The 19,626-nt window shown below is 73.8% G+C and carries 16 protein-coding genes, 2 tRNA genes and 1 pseudogene; 7 read left to right on the top strand and 12 right to left on the bottom strand.

Features of this window, described 5'->3' with window-relative positions:
- Positions 1 to 27 precede the first annotated feature (27 nt).
- The 5 genes from HCJ93_RS24175 to HCJ93_RS24195 form a co-directional block, all read right to left on the bottom strand.
- Entirely contained in the window at positions 28 to 810 is a 783-nt protein-coding gene (locus HCJ93_RS24175) for a TetR/AcrR family transcriptional regulator (protein WP_167997919.1), read from the bottom strand.
- Between the two features lie 102 nt (positions 811 to 912).
- On the bottom strand, positions 913 to 2,418 hold the full coding sequence (locus HCJ93_RS24180) for an MFS transporter (protein WP_167997920.1): 1,506 nt from the start codon (positions 2,416 to 2,418) through the stop codon (positions 913 to 915).
- 137 nt (positions 2,419 to 2,555) lie between these two features.
- Complete coding sequence (locus HCJ93_RS24185) at positions 2,556 to 3,293, bottom strand: response regulator transcription factor (RefSeq protein ID WP_167997921.1); 738 nt, start codon at positions 3,291 to 3,293, stop codon at positions 2,556 to 2,558.
- Positions 3,294 to 3,453: 160 nt separating this feature from the next.
- Positions 3,454 to 4,350 (bottom strand): amidohydrolase family protein, encoded by an 897-nt coding sequence (locus HCJ93_RS24190; RefSeq protein ID WP_167997980.1) that lies wholly within the window; start codon positions 4,348 to 4,350, stop codon positions 3,454 to 3,456.
- Positions 4,351 to 4,466: 116 nt separating this feature from the next.
- Positions 4,467 to 5,357, bottom strand: coding sequence for a DUF2797 domain-containing protein (locus tag HCJ93_RS24195; protein WP_167997922.1), 891 nt, complete (start codon positions 5,355 to 5,357; stop codon positions 4,467 to 4,469).
- Positions 5,358 to 5,512: 155 nt separating this feature from the next.
- Between HCJ93_RS24195 and HCJ93_RS24200 the strand changes: the two genes are divergently transcribed.
- The 3 genes from HCJ93_RS24200 (at position 5,513) to HCJ93_RS24210 (ending at position 7,136) form a co-directional block, all read left to right on the top strand.
- On the top strand, positions 5,513 to 5,947 hold the full coding sequence (locus tag HCJ93_RS24200; RefSeq protein WP_167997923.1) for a DUF7144 family membrane protein: 435 nt from the start codon (positions 5,513 to 5,515) through the stop codon (positions 5,945 to 5,947).
- A gap of 111 nt (positions 5,948 to 6,058) precedes the next feature.
- Complete coding sequence (locus HCJ93_RS24205) at positions 6,059 to 6,577, top strand: potassium channel family protein (protein ID WP_167997981.1); 519 nt, start codon at positions 6,059 to 6,061, stop codon at positions 6,575 to 6,577.
- 121 nt (positions 6,578 to 6,698) lie between these two features.
- Complete coding sequence (locus tag HCJ93_RS24210; protein ID WP_167997924.1) at positions 6,699 to 7,136, top strand: VOC family protein; 438 nt, start codon at positions 6,699 to 6,701, stop codon at positions 7,134 to 7,136.
- 177 nt (positions 7,137 to 7,313) lie between these two features.
- Here the strand turns inward: HCJ93_RS24210 and HCJ93_RS24215 are convergent, their stop codons facing one another.
- The 3 genes from HCJ93_RS24215 to HCJ93_RS24225 form a co-directional block, all read right to left on the bottom strand.
- Complete coding sequence (locus HCJ93_RS24215) at positions 7,314 to 7,526, bottom strand: hypothetical protein (RefSeq protein WP_167997925.1); 213 nt, start codon at positions 7,524 to 7,526, stop codon at positions 7,314 to 7,316.
- A 45-nt stretch (positions 7,527 to 7,571) separates the two neighbouring features.
- A tRNA-Arg gene (locus HCJ93_RS24220) sits at positions 7,572 to 7,644 on the bottom strand.
- A gap of 214 nt (positions 7,645 to 7,858) precedes the next feature.
- A tRNA-Ser gene (locus tag HCJ93_RS24225) sits at positions 7,859 to 7,949 on the bottom strand.
- 274 nt (positions 7,950 to 8,223) lie between these two features.
- On the opposite strand from HCJ93_RS24225, the gene HCJ93_RS24230 reads away from it, so the two are divergent.
- Together HCJ93_RS24230 and HCJ93_RS24235 are read left to right on the top strand one after the other, a co-directional pair.
- Entirely contained in the window at positions 8,224 to 8,673 is a 450-nt protein-coding gene (locus HCJ93_RS24230) for an SSI family serine proteinase inhibitor (RefSeq protein ID WP_373563610.1), read from the top strand.
- 272 nt (positions 8,674 to 8,945) lie between these two features.
- Positions 8,946 to 14,078 carry a response regulator gene (locus HCJ93_RS24235; RefSeq protein ID WP_309141493.1) on the top strand — a complete coding sequence of 1,711 codons (5,133 nt, stop codon included), beginning with the start codon at positions 8,946 to 8,948 and terminating at the stop codon, positions 14,076 to 14,078.
- A 168-nt stretch (positions 14,079 to 14,246) separates the two neighbouring features.
- Here the strand turns inward: HCJ93_RS24235 and HCJ93_RS24240 are convergent, their stop codons facing one another.
- From HCJ93_RS24240 to HCJ93_RS24255, 4 genes and pseudogenes are all read right to left on the bottom strand, one after another.
- Entirely contained in the window at positions 14,247 to 15,902 is a 1,656-nt protein-coding gene (locus HCJ93_RS24240) for a long-chain fatty acid--CoA ligase (protein ID WP_309141494.1), read from the bottom strand.
- A gap of 124 nt (positions 15,903 to 16,026) precedes the next feature.
- A complete protein-coding gene (locus HCJ93_RS24245; protein ID WP_167997927.1) occupies positions 16,027 to 16,587 on the bottom strand; it encodes a SigE family RNA polymerase sigma factor in 561 nt (186 codons plus the stop codon).
- A 215-nt stretch (positions 16,588 to 16,802) separates the two neighbouring features.
- Positions 16,803 to 17,065 (bottom strand): annotated as a pseudogene (locus tag HCJ93_RS24250) (thiolase C-terminal domain-containing protein); the annotation flags it as partial.
- Between the two features lie 227 nt (positions 17,066 to 17,292).
- Positions 17,293 to 17,619 carry a hypothetical protein gene (locus tag HCJ93_RS24255; RefSeq protein WP_167997928.1) on the bottom strand — a complete coding sequence of 109 codons (327 nt, stop codon included), beginning with the start codon at positions 17,617 to 17,619 and terminating at the stop codon, positions 17,293 to 17,295.
- 367 nt (positions 17,620 to 17,986) lie between these two features.
- Here HCJ93_RS24255 and HCJ93_RS24260 point away from each other — a divergent pair, with 367 nt between their 5' ends.
- On the top strand, positions 17,987 to 18,856 hold the full coding sequence (locus tag HCJ93_RS24260; protein ID WP_167997929.1) for a bifunctional DNA primase/polymerase: 870 nt from the start codon (positions 17,987 to 17,989) through the stop codon (positions 18,854 to 18,856).
- Between the two features lie 251 nt (positions 18,857 to 19,107).
- On the top strand, positions 19,108 to 19,590 hold the full coding sequence (locus HCJ93_RS24265; protein WP_167997984.1) for a hypothetical protein: 483 nt from the start codon (positions 19,108 to 19,110) through the stop codon (positions 19,588 to 19,590).
- Positions 19,591 to 19,626: the final 36 nt, after the last annotated feature.

Here is a 19,626-nt window from a genome sequence, read left to right on the forward strand (position 1 = left end):
CGGACCGGATTCGTTCGCGGGAGGCGGCTAGGAGCCGTCCGCCGGGCCGGAGGTCTCCCGGGCCACCATCGTCTCGATGCCGGCGATCATCAGGTCCAGGGCGAAGGCGAAGTCCCGCTCCAGCATCTCCTCGACGGTGTCGCCGCCCCGCGCGTTCATGATCTTGGCGGACTCCTGAATGACCTCCGCCGCGTCCGGCGCCTGGGTCACCGCGCTCAGCGCCTGCTCGTGGTACTCGTCCGCGGTCATGCCCTTCTCGGCGACCCGGGCGAGGAAGTGGCCCTCGATGGTGCCGTAGCCGTAGACGAACTGGAAGACGGCCGAGATCGCCCCGGTGCGGCGGTTCACGGGCAGCCCGGTCCTGCCGATCACCTGCTGGACCACCCGGGAGAAGTTCAGCGAGTTGGGCCCGATGTTGAGGAAGCTCCCGGCCAGCGGCGACACCCAGGGGTGGCGCACCAGCATCGAGCGGTACTCCCGTGCCAGCGCCCGCAGTTGGTCGCGCCAGTCCTCCTCGGCCTCCGGGTCGGGGAGGGCGAGCTCGCCGAACACCTGGTCCAGGGCGAGCTCCAGCAGGTCGTCCTTGGTGTCGACGTACCAGTAGAGGGACATCGCGGTCACGTTCAGCTCGGCCGCGAGCCGGCGCATGGAGAACCTGGCCAGCCCCTCGGCGTCCAGCAGCCGTACACCGGCGGCGGTGATCCGGTCCCGGTCGAGGCCGGAGGGCTGCCCGTCCCCCCGCCGGCCACGACGGGGCTTGCCCTCCAGCCAGACACTGGTCCGTGAACTCCCCCGGCCTGCTCTGGCCATGCGCACCCTTCCTGCACTTGCCGACACCGGCCAGCCTAAGCGCCGGGGCACCGGGAGCCGCACCGCGCCCGGCCGGCCCCCGGTCGGGGGCCGCCCGGCGTCTCAGGCACTTTCTCCCCGCTCGGCGCGCCTGAGCAACAGGGCGGCGACGAGTCCGCCGAGCAGCACGGCCGCCGCTCCCCCCAGCTGGCTGCTCTCCAGGCCGGAGGCGAAGGCCTCGGTCACCTGGGCCCGCTCCCGCGCCGAGTCCGCGGCGGCCAGCGCCGCAGGCAGCGAGCTCGCCGCCACCGGGATCAGGGCCGCGAAGCGGGCGTTGAGCACCGCCCCCAGCACGGCCACGCCCAGGCCGTTGCCGAACTCCGCCAGCGTGCCGTTGATCCCGGCCCCGACGCCGGCCTTCTCCGGCGGGATGGAGCTCATGATGGCGTGCGCCATCACCGGGGTGCCGACCGCGGTGCCCGCCCCGATCAGGACCAGCCCCAGCAGCGTCCCGGCGTAGCCGTGCTCGGTGAGCGTGGCGATCGACACCAGCCCTGCGGCCATCACCGCCATGCCGAGCGCGATGGCCGGCGGCGCCCCGAGCCGCGCGGCCAGCTTGGCCGCCAGGCCGGAGAAGTTGAGCGCCACCACGGTCAGCGCCAGCGGCGCGGTCCGCAGGCCCGCCTCCAGCGGCCCGTAGCCGAGGACGAACTGCAGGTGCTGGGTGAGCAGGAAGAGCGCCCCGCCCATGCCGAAGGTGATCAGCACGGCGCCGGCCACCGCGCCGGTGAACCGGCGGTTGGTGAAGAAGTGCGGGTCGAGCATCGGATACGGGATCCGGCTCTCCCAGTACGCGAAGGCGCCGAGCACCAGGACGGCGATGGCCGCCGTGCCCAGGACGCGGGCCGACGTCCAGCCGTGCTCGGGGCCGGAGATGATCGCGTAGACCAGGGCGGTCATGCCGATCGTCGACAGCAGCGCGCCCAGCAGGTCGGGACGGTCGCCGCGGGGCGCCTTGGACTCGGGGACCAGCGCGACGACGGCGATCAGGCCGAGCGCCGCGACCGGCAGGTTGATCAGGAAGATCGCGCCCCACCAGAAGTGGTTGAGCATGAAGCCGCCGACCAGCGGACCGGCGGCGAAGCCGAGCGCGCTGACCGCGCTCCAGATGCCGATGGCCCTGGGCTGCTCCTCGGGCGTGAAGATCTGCATCACCACGGCGAGGGTGGTGGTCAGCAGCAGCGCGCCGCCGACGCCCATGCCCGCCCGGGCCGCGATCAACTGCCCGGAGGAATCGGCGAGTCCGGCCACCAGGGAGCCGACGCCGAACAGCACCAGGCCGGCGATCAGCATCTTCTTGCGCCCGTAGCGGTCGGCGGCGCTGCCCGCGGTCAGCAGCAGGCCCGACTGCACCAGTGAGTAGGCGTTGATCATCCACTGGATGTCGGAGGTGGCCGCGTTCATCTCGCGGGTGAGCGAGGGGATGGCCACGTTCAGGACGGTGTTGTCGAGCAGCACGGTGAGCTGCGCGAGACAGATGACTCCGAGAATCAGCCAGCGCTTCGAGTGGCCCGGCACCTGCGGTGCAGCCCGGGGCGGGGCCGCCTGCTCGTTGGGTGACGTCGTCATGCTGTACACCGTATAAGAGTTCCCATACGGTGTACAGCAGACGAGGTCACGGGGTCCGGGCGGTCGCTTCCGCCTTGCGTGAGAGGTCGCGGCTCGTGGCGTTCCGGGCGCCGGCGGCGGCCGCCGTCTCCCCTTCGTCAGGCCGCGGGCTTGATCATGTAGCCGGCGCCGCGCCGGGTGTGGATCATCGGCTCGCGGCCCGCGTCGATCTTCCGGCGCAGATAGGAGATGTACAGCTCGACGACGTTCGCCTGTCCGCCGAAGTCGTAGGACCACACCCGGTCGAGGATCTGCGCCTTGCTGAGCACGCGCCGCGGATTGCGCATCAGGTAGCGCAGCAGCTCGAACTCGGTGGGGGTCAGATGGATGCTCTCCCCGCCGCGGGTGACCTCGTGACTGTCCTCGTCGAGGGTGAGGTCGCCGACCACCAGCACGGACTCCGGCCGCCGGTCGGCCGCTCCGGAACGCCGGATCAGCCCGCGCACCCGCGCCACGACCTCCTCCAGGCTGAACGGCTTGGTGGCGTAGTCGTCCCCGCCCGCGGTGAGCCCGGCGACACGGTCCTCGGCGGCATCCTTGGCGGCCAGGAACAGCACGGGCACATCCGGCAGTTCACGGCGCAGCCGGCTGAGCACGGCGAGGCCGTCCAGGTCCGGCAGCATCATGTCCAGGACGACGGCATCGGGCTGGAACTCGCGTGCGGCCCGTACGGCGTCCTGCCCGGTCTCCGTGCTGCGGATCTGCCAGCCCTCGTAGCGCAGGGCCATGGACAGCAGCTCGGTGATCGACTGCTCGTCGTCCACCACCAGCACCCGGACGGGGCTCCCGTCCGGCCTCAGCAGTTCGGTGTGCCCCTGGGGCGAAAGCGTGGTCATGACGGTCACCCTGGCGAGGCGCTCTGAGAGGAGGCTTGCCGCAATCTGTGAATTCGCTGAGAAACCCCGGCCCTCGCGCCCACGCCCCTCGGGGTGCCACGCGTTTCACGTGAAACATGCGCGATCCGGACACCCAGCGGGCGCCCCACGCCGCCCCATCTCAGTCATCGATGCCGAAGAGCCGGGCGGCGTTGTCGTGGCACACCGCCCGCAGCCAGTCCTCCCCGAGCCCCAGCCGCTCCAGGGCGTGCAGCTGGTGGAGGTAGGGGTACGGGATGTTGGGGAAGTCGGAGCCGAGCAGGATCCTCTCGCGCAGGCCGTCCAGTCGGGGCAGGGCCCTCCCGGGGAACGGCGCCATGCGCTCGCTGAAGTCGGTGAAGGCCATGGTGGTGTCCAGCCGCACCTCCTCGTAGCGCTCGGCGAGGTCCAGGAAGTCCTCGTACTCGGGCATGCCGAGGTGCGCCACGATCAGCCGCAGCCGGGGGTGCCGTGCCAGCACACCGGCGATCGGCTCCGGACCGGTCCACTTGCCGGGCGCGGGACCGGAACCGCAGTGGATCACCACGGGAACCCCGGCCTCGGCGAGCAGACCCCAGGCACCGTCCAGCGCCGGGTCGGCCGGATCGTAGGCGCCCACCTGCACATGCGCCTTGAAGACCCGCGCCCCCGCTTCCACGGCCTCCCGTACGTACCCCTCCACGCCGTCCTCGGGGAAGAGGGTCGCGGTGTGCAGGCAGTCGGGCGTGCGGGCGGCGAAGCCGGACGCCCAGTCGTTGAGCCAGCGCGCCATGCCCGGCTTGTGCGGGTACAGCATGGCGGTGAACGCCCGGACGCCGAACGCCCTGAGCAGCTCGGTCCGTTCCCGCTCCCCCGCCCGATAGGCGATCGGCCACTCGATGCCGCCGGTCAGCGGGCCGAGACCGTCGAAGTAGGCCCACACCTTGCGCAGCACCCGCTCCGGCATGAAGTGGGTGTGCACATCGACCAGGCCGCTCAGGCCGAGCCCCTCCCAGAAGCCCCGCACAGCACGGACGTCCGCCCGGGCGGAGCCGGACATCTCCGGCTCGCGGGTTCCGGCCCGGTCGTCGCTCGCGGTCGCCGCCGCCGTGAGGTGATCGCACATGCCGCCCACGATCACCTCCGGGCGGGCCCCGCGTCCACACCCCGTCCCCGTCAGAACAGGCCCTCCTGCACCACCGCGTCGTCGGCCGCCCCGTACTCCCTGACCGGCACCGACAGTTCCCGCCCCGCCGCCGGGAGCAGAGGCCACCCGGTCAGCAACCGGGTGTCCAGCACCACGACGCCCGCTCCCGTCGCCAGGTGCAGATCCGGCCCGGCGGCGGCCACCAGCTCTCCGCTCACCGCGCCCCCGGCGACCAGCTCGCTCACCTCCCCCACGGCGGGCGGCGCGCCCCCGAGCCCGAAGGCGCGGACGTGGTCGACGGGCCGGAACGGTTCACGCTCCAGCGACTCGGGCCATCCGCCCAGGGCGACCGCCCGGGCGTGCAGCTCCGCCAGTTCCGCCGCCCGTTCCTCCTCGCCCCGCGGCAGCAGCGCCCGTAGGGCGCGCTTGCGGACGTAGGGGATGCGGTCCGGCACCCCCAGCGCGGCCCGCAGCAGCTCCTCGGTGCGCCGCGCCGCCATCAGCGGTCCGGTGCCCAGCCAGCTGAAGCAGACGGCGCCCTGCTCGAGCAGCCGCGCCGGGCCGCGCTCCACCGCCGTGATCCCGGCCTTGGTCATGCCGGGGCCGAACCAGGCCAGATAGACGCGGTAGGGCCGGGGATCGTCGGCGAGCGTGTCGGCGGCCACCGAGTGCGCCCGGTCGAGGCGTGCGCACTCCTCGCACCGGGCCCCGGTACTGCGGCCCGGCACCGCCGCCGCCGACGGGCAGGCGTGCCCCCGCGCCCCGACGCACCGGCGCACACCCCCCTCACCGGCCGGAGCGACCCCGAAGGCCACCCGCTTCCCCCAGGTCAGCGCACTGCGCCGCCCCCGGTCCCACACCAGTGCGGGACCGCCCTCCGCCGGCCAACTGAGCCCCGAGCAACGCCATGCCTGTGCCATCGCCGACGAGCCTAGACGTCCCCGCCGACAACCCCCCGCCACCCGCGAACCACCCCCACGACGGGCGCCATCGCGCCGACATGCCGAGGACCGCCGGGAGTGGAAGTCTGGTCAGCAGAACGCCATCACTCGGGGAGAGCTGAGAGGGCGAGCACATGGCCAGCAGCAACGTCACCGGCACCGGACATCGCCGCGGCGGCTTCGCCGCGGAGAGCGCCTGGGCCACGGGATGGACCGGAGCCGCGGCGGTCCTGATGACCTTCGGCGGCATCATGGCGATCTTCCAGGGCATCGCCGCCATCGCTGAGGACGACGTCTTCGTCGTCACCCAGAACTGGACCTACGAGTTCAGCGTCACCGGTTGGGGCTGGATCCACCTGATCCTCGGGGCCCTCGTGTTCCTGGCCGGACTGGCACTGTTCCAGGGCGCGACCTGGGCCCGCGCCGTGGGCGTGGCACTCGCCGGACTGGGCATGATCGCCAACTTCCTGTGGCTGCCCCACGCCCCGGTCTGGTCGATCGTTCTCATCGTCATCGACGGATTCATCATCTGGGCCCTCTGCGCCCCACGCCGCGAGTCCCGCACCTAGGATCCCGCGGCCTTCCGTTTCCGCTCCCGCATGGAAGGCGGACGACCACCCCCTTCGACGGTGTGGAGTGCGCTGTGGCCATGGCTGCTCGAGGCAGCGGGCATGGCTGCCATGGTCACCGCGTACTTCCTGCTTCCGCTGGATCGTCTGGGGCCCCGCCGTCCGGTCCTCAGCTGGGTCCTCTTCGGGCTGGCGCTGGCCCTGGTGGCCGCGCTGCTGCTGCAGCAGATCGTCCACGTCCTGCTGCACCGTCCGAACGCCCGCCCGGGTCTGGTCATCCCCCTGCTGATGTGCCTGTCGGTGCTGACCTTCGCGGCCACCTACCAGCGCCTGGCCGAGCACCCCGGTGAGATGGCGGGTGGCCTCGCAACCCGCCTGGACGGCATCTACTTCACCCTGGTCACCCTGGCGACCATCGGCTACGGCGACATCGCCCCGCGCGGTCAGTCCGCCCGCCTGGTCGCGATCCTGCAGATCCTCTACACCTTCATCTTCCTCACGGCGGCGGCGACGGCCCTGTCCCGCCATCTCAGCGAGGCCGTGCGGCGCCACAGCTCCCACCGCCCGTCCGGGGCCGCCCGGCACGAGGTCCCGCCGCCCCGCCCCGGCAACACTCCCGGCGACACCTGAGTGCTCCGGCGGCTCCCACCGGGCAGACTCGCGGGCAGATCCGGTGCGCGCCCGGCCGCCGCCCGGGAGACGCACACGGGACGAGCACGGGACAGCAGGGGACGAGCGAGGGAGAGACAGCATGGCGATCCAGCGGATGGACAACGTGGGCATCGTCGTCGAGGACCTGGACGCCGCCATCGCGTTCTTCGAGGAACTCGGCATGGAGCTGGAGGGCAGGGCGGAGATCCAGGGCTCCTTCGCCGACCAGTGCACCGGACTCGACGGCGTCCACTGCGATGTCGCGATGCTTCACACCCCGGACGGCCACGGCCGCATCGAACTGTCCAGGTACCGCAGCCCCGAGCTGATCACCGGCCCCCGCGACCAGCCGCACAATGTGCTGGGCACGCACCGGATCATGTTCACCGTCGACGACATCGAGGACACCGTGGCCCGGCTGCGCCCGCACGGCGCCGAGCTCCTCGGCGAGATCGCCCACTACGAGGACCTCTACCTGCTCTGCTACCTCCGCGGCCCGGACGGCATCATCATCGCCCTCGCCCAGCAGCTCCGCTGACCCGCCTCCGGCTCCGGCACCGGCACCGGCCAACCGACAGCGGCTCCCTTGCCGACAGCGGCTCCCTTGCCGACAGCGGCTCCCTTGCCGACAGCGGCTCCCTTGCCGACAGCGGCTCCCTTGCCGACAGCGGCTCCGTTGCCGACTGCGGCTGCGTTCCGGCCGCGGCTCCGGCGTTCAGCCGACGAGCCCCACCGACACCAGCCCACCGCCGGCGGCGACCGCCCGGGCCGCTCCGCGCTGCCACGCGGTGACCTTCTCGACGCGGCCCCGCGTCGCCATGATCATCACGGCGTCGGCGGCGAAGGCCGGCAGCAGAATGCCGAACAGGGCGAACGTGCCGACCGCGGACAGGGCCCACTCGCCGCGCACGGTCAGCCCACCGGCCACCACAACGCAAGAGGCCCCGGATCGCTCCGGGGCCTCTTGTCTGTGCGCACTCGGCAGGATTCGAACCTGCAACCTTCTGATCCGTAGTCAGATGCTCTATCCGTTAAGCTACGAGTGCTTGGTTCTTCAGTTTTCTCGCCGCTCCCGAGGCCCTCCGGCCCGCTCGCGGCGACAGGAAGAACATTACATGACTGCCGCCGTCATGTGAAATCCGTTTGCCCTACCCCTTGTGACCTGCGAAAACGCGGGTATCCGGACCGGGCCCGACACCGCCGGGCAACCCCGTGGACGACGAAGCCCCGGTCGGATGTGACCGGGGCAACGTGATCTTGCGGAGGCGGAGGGATTTGAACCCTCGATGGGCTTTAAGGCCCAAACCGCATTAGCAGTGCGGCGCCATAGACCGGACTAGGCGACGCCTCCAGCGCACGTCCCAGCGCGCGAGCGTGATGGGGTAGTGCGTGCCGATGATGACACAGCCGCGTGGGGTGTCACCAATCGCCCCCCACGGTACTAGGCGGAGAGGCCGCAGGGCAAAGCCCTTCCGGCGGCACGTCGCCGGGTGCGCCCCGGTGCGACCCCGCCTGGTGCGCCTGGTGCACCCCTCCGCCTCGACGGCCGCGCCGCCCCGGCCCCTGCTGCGCAACGTCCGGGGCCGTGATGCGTTGGGCAGGGCATGTCGTATCGCATGCAGAGGATGCCCCGGGCCGCCCGGCGGCTGCTCGTCACGGGGGCCGCCGCCTCCTCCGCCCTCCTCACCCCGCTGCCCGCCGCCGACGCCCTCGAAGCGCGCCCCCGCGACGGCGACCGCCTCGTCGTCACCGTGCGGGACGCGGGCGGTGGAGCGGACGGGACGTACGAGGTGCGCTGCCGGCCCAGCAGCGGCAGCCACCCGGACCCGGCCGGGGCGTGCGCCGCCGTGGAGCGGAACACGCGGTGGGGCCAGGACGCCTTCGCCCCGGTGCCGCGGGGCGCCGTCTGCACCATGCAGTACGGAGGCCCGGCCACCGCCCGGGTCACCGGCACCTGGGCCGGCCGCCCGGTCGATGCGACGTTCGACCGCCGCGACGGATGTGCGATCGCACGCTGGGACCGGTTCGTACCGCTGCTGCCCGAAGCGGGGTCCGTACGGGAGCGGGTGTCGTGAGCGCCTTCGGGAGGCGGTGCGCCGGGGACGTACAGGAGACGTAAAGGTCCCGCGCGGCGCGCCGCGGCGTCACCGCAGGCCGCCGCGCGTTCCGGACGTTTGGGGCGTCACAGGGGCGGCACACCGCCGTCACTTCCTCGTGGTACCTCCTTCTCAACCGCCGTCGCGAGCGCAACCCCAGCCCGTAGACTCCCTCGCGTGACACGCTGCGGGCCGGTTGGCAAGATGGCCCGAGCGGTCGGCACGTCGCGGTAACAGGGAGGAAGCGTCTCGTGAGCAGCAGGCCATCCCGAGGCGCTGCTCGCCTCGCAGCCATACTGGACGCGCTTCCCGACGCCCTGGTGCTGGTCAACGCCAACGGGACCGTCGTCAACGCCAACACCATCGCCCTGGAGGCCTTCGAGACCCCGGGCACCGCCCTGGTGGGGCGCGGGCTGCTGGACCTGCTGCCGGAGTTCGACTCCAAGCTGATCCCCGGCTCCATGCGGCGCCCCGACCACATCGACCCCCGGGCCCGCACCAGGCCCACCCGGATGATGGCCCGGCGCACCGACGGGAGCGAGTTCCCCGTCGAGGTCACCAGTGCGAATCTGGAGAACGGCCAGCAGGCCTACGACAACCACGGCTACACCGGCGACGAGCTGCTGATGCTCGTGGTGCGGGACCTGTCCGGCACCGTCGACACCGAGGCCGAACTGGCCCGCTCCCAGCGGCAGACCGAGATGATCCTGCGGGCCGCCGCCGAGGGTGTCGTGGGCACCGACACCGACGGGCGGATCGTGCTGGTCAACCCGGCCGCCGCGCAGATACTGGGCTACCGCGCCGGCGAGCTGGGCGGACGCGAACTGCACACCCTGGTCCTGCACTCCAGGGCCGACGGCTCCCCCTTCCCCTACGACGAGTCCCCGCTCGCCGACACCCTGCGCTCCGGCCGCAAGCACCGGGTGCGCGGCCAGGTGCTGTACGCCAAGAACGGCGACAAGGTGCCGGTCGACCTGACGACCGCGCCGGTGCGCGACGGCGACCAGCTGGTGGGCGCCGTGATGACCTTCACCGACCGGCGGCCCTACGACGCCCTCGCCAAGGAGAAGGAGGCGGCGGAGAAGGCGCACGCCGCCGAGCTGGAGCGGATCGCCGAGGAGCACGCCTCCGAGCTCACCGCCCTGCGCCAGAGCCACGTCACCGAGATCGAGGAACTCCGCGAGAAGCACGCCGAGGAACTCGCCGCCAACGAGGAGCGCTACGCCGCCCTCGGTGAGCGCGAGAAGGACCGCTACGAGGCCCTCGCCGCCCGGCACGAACAGCTGCTCACCCTGCTCGGCCAGTCGCTGCGCGGCCCGCTGGAGGAACTCCGCCGCGAACTGGCCGCCCTCGCCGCCGACGACGCCGGTCAGCTGTGGCCCGAGGCCAACCAGGTGCTGCACCATCTGTCGGCCGGCTATTCCCGTATCACCACCCTGATCGACAACGTCCTCGGCTACCAGCGGCTCGACTCCGGCGCGGAGGCGGTCAGCCGGACCAAGGTGATGCTCGACGCGGTCGTCGCCTCCGGTGTCGAGGGGGCCGTGGAGCTGATCGGGCCGGGGCGGGTGCAGTTCGCGGTGCACGCGCCGCCGATCGAGGCCGAGGTGGACCCGCGGCTGCTGGCCACCGCCCTCGCGCACCTCGTCGCCGACGTGGCCGGGGTGGACGCGACCGGCAACAGCCCGGTGTCGACGGGTGGTTACCTGGACAACACGGTCGTGGTCGCGGCGGCGCAGCGCGGCGAGGTCGTCCGCATCGAGGTGCGCGGCCCCTACAGCGGCGGCGACCCGGTGCACGAGCCGATCGTGCGCGGCATCGTCCGGGCGCACGGCGGGGTGCTGCAGACGCACGAGGTGCCGGGCATGAGCGGCAGCGCCTTCGTGCTCGAGGTGCCGATCGGCGGCGGAGCCGGCGTGGTCCAGGCCGGGCAGGCACCGGCCGAGGGGCAGAACGCCCAGGCGGCCCCCGACGGCACGACGGAGACCAAGGGCTCCGGTGGCCGCGGACGGCGCCGGGCCCGGCGGGCGTCCGTGGACGCCTTCCTGGAGAGCGACGCGCCCGGCGACGGCTCCGGTGCGCAGGGCGCGGGGGCGGAGGCCGCCGCCGTGCCGCCGCCGACCGGGCGCCGCCGGCGGCGGGCCGCGGGTGACGCGGCGGCCGAGGCCGCGCAGCTCCCGGCCCAGGCGTCCGGTGAGGGCGCGGTGGTGGCCGGCGGCACGGGACGCCGGCGCGGCCGTCCGGCCGAGGACGCCCAGGCGGTGGCCGGGGTGTCCGAGGGCGCGGTGATGACCGCCGCCGAGCACGCCGCCGGAACGGCCGCCTCCAACACCGGGCTGGGCGGGACCGTACCGCCGCAGGGTGTGCCCGCACCGTCCGGGCGGCGGGCCCGGCGCGCGGCCGGGGAGCAGAACGCCCTGCCGCCCGCGCTGCCCGCGTCGTCGGACGGTCAGAGCAGTCAGCACGGCCAGAACAATCAGCACGGTCAGGACGGGGCGGCCCAGGGAACCGGGCAGGAGCAGGGCCAGGCCCAGCCGAGGGGACGGCGCCGCCGGGCGCTGGCCGCCGCCACGGAGCGGGCGGCCGCGCAGGAAGCCGCCCCGCGCACGGTGTTCGCGCTGCCGCCGGCCGACGCCGACCAGGGTCAGCAGGCCGCACAGGACCAGCAGGGCTCCCCCGCGGGGGCCGCCGGGACGGTCGGGCAGGCCGCCGCCCCGGGTCCCGTACCGGTGCCCGCCCAGGGGGCGGCCGGGAACGCACCGGCCGACGAGAACCGGCACGACGCCGCCCCGCACGACCAGTCCGCCGACCACACCCCGCCGCAGCCGCACCCCGCGGACGCCCCGACGGGCCGCCGCCGGCGCGTCGCCGAGCCCCAGCCGGCGCCGGACGGCGGGGTTCCCGCACCGGAACAGGGCCCGGGGCCGGCCGGGCAGGCGCGGGGGGTGCCCGCCGGGCAGCAGCCCGTCGCCGCGGGGCAGCAGCCCGTCGCCGCCGGGCAGCCGGTCGCCGCGGGGCAGCAGGCGGCGGCCCCGCTGCCGACGACGCCCGGGCAGTACGTCCAGCCGCAGGCCGGCGAGCAGCCGGTGCCGCAGGCCGCTCCCGGGCAGGCGCCCGCCGCGGCGGCTGCCGCTCAGGGGGCTCCGGCCCAGGCGGGTGCCGTTCCCGGCGACCGACTCGGCGGTGCCACCCCCGGAGTGCCGGCAGCTCCCGTCCCGGCGCACGGGGTGACCATTCCCCCGAACCCGGTGATGGCGGCCCCCCAGGGCGTGACGGTGCCGGCGCAGAGCGCCCCGGTGCCCCCGCAGGGAACTCAGCAGACGCCGGGTCCGCAGCACGCGGCCGGGGCGCCGCAGGGCGGGCCCGTGCCGCCGGACGGCGCCGGCGCTCCCGCGGGCGCCGACGCGCTGCCGCAGGCAGTTCCGGGGCATGAGCCGGGTGCCGCTGCGCCGGTGCCCGGCGTTCCCGTATCGCCGAACGGCGCCGCCCCGCAGGCCGCACCGGTGCCGCCCCAGGGTGCCGCCGCCTCGCCGAACGCCACGCCGCAGCCCGCGCGGACCGCCTCGCCGAACGCCGCACCGCCGGCGGCCCCGCTGCCGCCGAACGGCGCGGTGGGGGCACCGCAGGCCGCACAGGCCCAGCAGGGCACCACCGGTCAGGGCATGCCGCTGCCCGCCCCGGGCCAGATGCCTCCCCCTCAGGCCCCGGCTCAGGCAGCAGCTCAGGCACCCGCCCAGGGACCGGCACCCGCCCCCGGTGCTCAGGCTCAGGCGCCGGCCGTGAACCAGCCGCAGGTCGCAGCCGCGGGACCGCTGCCCCAGCCGGCGCCCGCCGGTGCCGCGCAGCCGCTGCCCGCCGAGGCCGCCCCCGGTCAGGGCACCCCGCCGGGCGGCACGCCCGCCCCGGCTCCGCAGCAGTGGCCCGCCGCCGGTGACACCTCCGGCACCGGTACGCCCGCACAGCCCGCCCAGCCCGCCCAGCCCCCGGCTCAGCAGACCCCCGCGCCGGGCACGCCGCTGCCGCCCGAGGGTGCCGCCGCCCAGCGGGCCGCGCAGCCGCTGCCCGCGGAGGCCGCCGCGCCGGTGGACCCGAACTCGACCCAGGGCCGCGCGATCAGCGTGCGGACCCTGGGGCAGGGCGTCCCCTTCAACCGCCAGGCCGCACAGGTGCAGCAGCCGCTGCCGGCCGCGACCCCGCCCCCGCACCAGCCGGGCGGCTCGGGCCGCCGCCGCAAGCTCGGCAACCGCACGGAGGCGTCCGCTTCCACCCCCGCGACCGCAGAGCAGAGCGCGCGTCCCCAGCAGCCGGCGGCCGCCGCCGAGTCCGCGGCGCCGGGTCAGCAGGCGCAGCACACGGCGGGCGGCCAGTCCCGCCTCGCCCCGGCCACGCAGGGCGGCCAGTCCCGCCTCGCCCCGGCCACGCAGGGCGGCCAGTCCCGCCTCGCCCCGGCCACGCAGGGCGGCCAGTCCCGCCTCGCCCCGGCCACGCAGGGCGGCCAGTCACGGCTCGCCCCGGCGACGCGGGGCGCCGGGCGCTCGTACGCGATAGGCGCGCCCGACGCCGACGCGGCCGAGGGCCCCGAGCCGCTGGACGGTCCTGGTGGGGCCGTGGAGGTGGCGGACCCGCCGCGTCCGGTGCCGATGGACGACGAGCTGCCGCCGGAGCCGCTGGACAACCCGCGCCGGCTGCTGGTGTGGCCGGCTCCGGACGCCTCCACCCAGCAGGCGCTGAGCGACCGCGGCTACCGGCCGGTGATCGTGAACTCGCGCGAGGAGGTCGACGCGCAGATCGCGGCGTTCCCGGCCGCGCTGTTCGTGGACCCGCTGACCGGTCCGATCACCCGCACGGCACTGCAGTCGCTGCGTCAGGCGGCGGTCGCCGCCGAGGTGCCGGTGCTGGTCACGGCCGGGCTCGGGCAGGCCTCGCGCGACGCGGCCTACGGCGCCGATCCCGCCGTGCTGCTGAAGGCGCTGGCGCCGCGCGACAGCGAGCAGCATCCGCCGCGGGTGCTGCTGATCGAGGAGCACGCCGAGATAGCGCTGGCGCTGACGGCGACGCTGGAGCGGCGCGGCATGCAGGTGGCGCGGGCCGCGAGCGACGCCGACGCGGTGGCGCTGGCGGGGCAGTTCCGGCCGAACCTCGTGGTGATGGACCTGATGCGGGTGCAACCGCAGCAGGCGGGTCCCGCCGGGATCGTCGACTGGCTGCGGGCGAACGGGCAGCTCAACCGCACCCCGCTCGTCGTCTACACCGCCGCCGTCGACCCGGCCGACCTGCCGCGGCTGGCCTCGGGGGAGACCGTGCTGTTCCTCGCGGAGCGCTCCACCAGCACCGAGGTGCAGTCCCGGATCGTCGATCTGCTCGCCCGCATCGGCACCAACTGAGCCCACCTGCCGCGTGCCCGGAGAGGGCAGCGGAACGCCGTGGCGCCGGACGGGGGACTCCCTGTCACGTAGTCCCGCCTGTCCGGCGCCACGGCCTCTCAGTTCTCAGCGGTCGCCTCTCAGCGGCGGCCGGTCATCAGCCCTCCGGCACCGGCCCCGGCGGGAAGCTCACAGCAGGGTGACGTCCAGCTCGCCTTCCGCGTACTGGCGGCGCAGCACCTTCTTGTCGAACTTGCCCACGCTGGTCTTCGGCACCGCCTCGATCACCGTCCAGCGCTCGGGCAGCTGCCACTTGGCGATCTTGCGCTCCTCCGCGAGGAAGGCGCGCAGGGCGGCGAAGTCGGCGGTGGCGCCCTCCTTGAGGACCACCGTGGCCAGCGGGCGCTCGCCCCACTTCTCGTCCGGCACCGCCACGACCGCGGCCTCGGCCACGTCCGGGTGGGCCATCAGCGCGTTCTCCAGCTCGACCGAGGAGATCCACTCGCCGCCGGACTTGATGACGTCCTTGGCCCGGTCGGTGAGGGTGAGGTAGCCGTCCGGGCTGATGGTGCCGACGTCGCCGGTCTTGAGCCAGCCGTCGGGGCTGAACTTGTCCTCGGGGCGCAGCGGTTCGGCGTCGGGGCCGTTGTAGTAGGCGCCCGCGATCCAGGGGCCGCGCACCTCCAGCTCGCCCGCGGACTCCCCGTCCCACGGCAGACGCTCGCCGCCGGGGCCGGTCAGCCGCGCCTCGACACCGGCCGGGAAGCGGCCCTGGGTCAGCCGGTAGCCGAACTCCTCGTCGGTGCCGACCGCGTGGGCCGGCGGACGGGCGACGGTGCCGAGCGGGGAGGTCTCGGTCATGCCCCAGGCGTGGCAGACCCGCATGCCCAGCTTGTCGAACGCCTCCATCAGCGACGGGGGACAGGCCGAGCCGCCGATGGTGACCTGGGTGAGCGAGGAGACGTTCCGCGGGTGGGCGTTGAGCTCGGCGAGCAGGCCCTGCCAGATGGTGGGGACGGCCGCGGCGTGGGTGGGCTTCTCGCTCTCGATCATCGCGGCGAGCGGGGCGGGCTGCAGGAAGCGGTCCGGCATCAGCATGTTGACGCCGGTCATGAAGGTGGCGTGCGGCAGGCCCCAGGCGTTGACGTGGAACTGCGGGACCACCACCAGCGAGGTGTCCTGGTCGGTCAGGCCCATCGACTGGGCCATGTTGACCTGCATGGAGTGCAGGTAGATCGAACGGTGGCTGTAGACCACGCCCTTGGGGTCGCCGGTGGTGCCGGAGGTGTAGCACATCGCGGCGGCGGAACGTTCATCCAGCTCGGGCCAGTCGAAGGAGACAGGCTTCCCGGCGAGCAGGTCCTCGTACTCGTGCACCTGGACGGGGGCGTCCGCGAGAGGGGCGCGGTCGCCGGGACCGGAGACCACGACGTGCTCGACCGTCTTCAGATGCGGCAGCAGCGGAGCCAGCAGCGGGATCAGCGACCCGTTGACGATGACCACCCGGTCCGCGGCGTGATGGACGATCCAGGCCAGCTGCTCCGCGGGAAGGCGCAGGTTCAGCGTGTGCAGCACGGCGCCCATGGAGGGGATGGCGAAGTACGCCTCCACGTGCTCGGCGTTGTTCCACATCAGGGTGGCCACGCGCTCGTCGCCGGTCACCTGGAGATCGTCGCGCAGGGCGTGGGCCAGCTGGGCCGCGCGGGATCCGATCTCCGCGTAGCTGCGGCGGTGCGGCTCACCCTCGCCGGTCCAGGTGGTCACCGCGGATGTGCCGTGGATCGTCGACCCATGGGTCAGGATCCTCGAGATCAGCAGCGGTACGTCCTGCATGGTGCTCAGCACGGCGTCCTCCTGGGCGACATTGCCTACGCGGCGGTAGCGGTTGCGCTGATTCTGCGCACATACCGCGCGGTATGTCACTAGGGGAGCGGATGATCGATCAAAGCCCGGAGCACGACGTATCCCGTCAGGACCGAACAACCCCCAGCTCAGGGTCGTCGCGCAGCTTGCCGAGCGCCCGCGACACCGCCGACTTCACCGTGCCCACCGACACGCCGAGCACCTCGGCCGTCTGGACCTCGCTGAGATCCTCGTAGTACCGCAGCACCACCATCGCCCGCTGCCGCGCCGGCAGCCGCATGACCGCGCGCCACATCGCGTCGCGCAGCGCCTGCTGCTCGGCCGGGTCGGCCCCGGCGGGCCGCGGCTCCGGCTCGGGCACCTCGTCGCAGGCGAACTCGTCCACCTTGCGCTTGCGCCACTGCGAGGTGCGGGTGTTCACCAGCGCCCGGCGCACATAGCCGTCCAGCGCACGGTGGTCCTGTATCCGCTCCCAGGCGACGAAGGTCTTGGTGAGCGCGGTCTGCAGCAGGTCCTCCGCGTCGCTGGAGTTCCCGGTGAGGGACCGAGCGGTACGCAGAAGCACCGGCTGGCGGGCCCTCATGTACGACGCGAACGACGGGTACGCGAGGGTCTGCGTCGCTGGAGCAGCGGCGTTCGAAGCGCTGGTGCAGACGGGTGTGGTCATGACTCAACGCTATGAGCGGGGGCATGTCCGGCGGATCGCCCGCAGGTCCCGAAGCCGCGTCCCCCTCAGGTTGTAGGGGTGGGGCCCGCCACACCTCCTCTGGGTGGACCGGAGGATGAGGGATCGTGCGGGTTCATCCCTGAGAGCCGCCCCCGGCACGCGCCGGAGACCGGATCTCCGGGCGTTCGGGATCAGCGGTCTCCAGGCGTCCCGGATCAGCCGTCCGCGGTCAGCACCAGCCCCGAGGTGGGCACCCCCGTCCCCGCCGTCACCAGGACTCTTTCCGCGCCCGGCACCGGATTCACCGAGGCCCGCGTATCTGCCGCACCGCCTCCGCCAGACCGTTCATCCCGTGCGGGCAGGCCTCCCCCAGCTGCCCGCCGTGCCGGTTCAGCGGCAGCCGTTCCCCGGCGACGAAGTCCGCCCCCTCACCCCGTGCGCAGAAGCCGGACTCCACCAGCTGCATCAGCACGAACGGGCGGTCCCGCGCTCCTCGCCGGTCCTCGGGCCGAGCAGCATCCGACTCCGCTTCTCCGCCCCCCAAACCTGACCGGTCGTCAGATTGGATCCGTGCCCGCCGGCTGTCAAGCTCACTCCCCCCACAAACGCCTGCGCGGCGGCACCGAAGCACCGCCGCGCAGACGCATTGCACCCCACGAAGCACACCCACAGTTTCCGCAGAGGGCCGATGGCGGCCCTCTCACCTCACCACCACAGCGGCGAGAAGCTGACGGCCACGTTGTCGTTGCCCTGGTTGACCGCCGTGAACGCCGAGCCGTCGACCTGAGCGGTGTTGCTCTGGTTCGAGGCACCGGAGCCGATGGCCTGCTGGTTGGTGGTCGACGAGTTGCCGAAGTTGTCGCCGCCGACGCCGCTGCCGAGGACGCCGGCGTCGGCGGTCGCGGCCGTGGCGTTCGAACCGTCGTCCGCGAAGGCTCCGTTGTCCGCCGACGCGACACCGGTGAACAGGGCTGCCGCGAGCGGAAGCGCGGAGACGGCGGCGATGACGCGGGCGGTACGGATGCTTGCCATGTTGTGTTCCCTCCAGAACAAGACCCACCGGCTCGTGGCCGTGTGTGCCGGACAGTGCGTGAAGTACGGCTCCCACCAGGGACTTCGGCCGATCGCCCTGGTGCTGTGCACGACGTCGCGTGATCAGAGTTGCCCACCGAATCCCCGGCGAACCACCCCGGAAGCCGCTCTTCGCACGCAAGCGTGACGACTAGTCGATAAACCCCTTCGCGCCTCTTGAGTCACAGATCACATGAGGCGGGCGCACCGGCCACCAAGCCGCGCAAGGGAGGAAGCGTTCCGGCACCCTGCGCGGACCCCGGATCCGCCCGGCGTGTCCCCCCGGCTCCCCCTTTCCTTTTTCGAACGTACGTACGAACATAGAGGCATGGCCACCACCGACCGGCAGGCCACGACGCTGGCCCTCGCACACGCCCTGTCAGCCGCCGAACGCGGACTGGCCGTCATCCCCCTGTCCCGCACCAAGCTGCCGGCGCTGCGCTCCCCGCACCGCGACGACCCCGCCCCGGCGGCACCGCCCTGCCGTGGCGAGTGCGGGCGCTTCGGCCACGGCGTCCACGACGCCTCCACCGACCCCGCACGCATCCGCGAGATGTTCGCCGCCGCCCCCTGGGCCACCGGCTACGGCATCGCCTGTGGTCTGCCGCCGCACCACCTCATCGGCATCGACCTGGACACCAAGAACGGAGCGGATTCCTCCGCGGCGCTGCGCGAGCTGGCCCTGCGCCACCTGTTCACGATCCCGCCCACGGTGGTCGTCCTCACCCCGTCCGGCGGCCGCCACCTGTGGCTCAGCGGCCCGCCGGACGTCGTGGTGCCCAACTCCGCGGGCCGCCTGGCCCCCGGCATCGACATCCGAGGCGCCGGCGGCTACCTCGTCGGCCCCGGTTCCCGGACCGAACACGGCAGCTACACCACCGCCCCCGGCACGGCCCACCTCGCCCCCGCCCCCTGCCCGCGCGCCCTGCTGCGCCTCCTCCTGCCGCCGCCCCGGCACCACCACCCCACACCCGTCTCGACCGGCAGCCACGGCCAGGGCCTGGTCCAGTTCGTCCTCGCCGCGCACGAGGGCCAGCGCAACACCCGGCTCTTCTGGGCCGCCTGCCGCGCCTACGAGGACGGGATCGGGCCCGCCCTGGTGGACCCGCTCGTCGAGGCGGCCCTCGACACGGGACTGTCCGAACGCGAGGCCCGCGCCACGATCGCCTCCGCGGCACGGATGACGGGGCACGGATGACGGGACACCGCCCGTGAACCGGCCCCGGCAGTCCCCGAGCCGCCCCGAGCCCCGCTCCGAACCACCCGGGAGCCGCGCAACCGCCGAGTGACACGCCCCCGCCCGACCAGCCGCCCCACCCGCGACCAGCGGGCGACCAGGCAGCGCTCGCACGGCACCGCTCGCACCGCAGCCCTCGCACAGCACCGCTCGCACAGCACCGCTCGCACCACCGAGAGAGCCCGATGCACCACCGTCCCCGAGTGCCGGCCATGTCACTCGCCCGCCTCGTCCTCACCTCCGGCAGAGCGGTGCACCTCGCCGAACTGCACATGTCCTCGACCTACGGCGGACCGCTCGCCGCCTACCCCTGCCGACCGGTCAACGACGACAGGATCCGCCAGCTGCTCGTCGCCGCCGAACAGGCCTACCCCGGTGCCCCGGTGCATCTGATCCCGCCGCAGCGTGAGTACCCCGACCAGTACCCGGGCTCCTCCGGCCCCGTGGAGGTCCTCCCCGCCGTCGCCTGCCTCGGCAGCTTCCGCTCCGAGCCCGTCCGCCCCGCCCGCCACCACGCCCGGTACCGCTCCCGCCTCACCGTCGTCTGGTTCCAGCCGACCGCCCGCACCCCCTCGTGCTGCGCCGCGGAGCCCGCGCTGCAGGCGCTGCGGGAGCTGAGGGAGCTGCCCTGGGAAGGGCTGGCGGTGGACGAGGAGATCCCCCTCGCGTACCGGCCCGTTGAGGAGATCCTGTGACGGCGACGGCACGGTGCACGGGCGCTCACTAGGGTG

The sequence above is a fragment of the Streptomyces composti genome (genome assembly GCF_012034205.1).
In the GTDB taxonomy this organism is placed as follows: domain Bacteria; phylum Actinomycetota; class Actinomycetes; order Streptomycetales; family Streptomycetaceae; genus Streptomyces; species Streptomyces composti.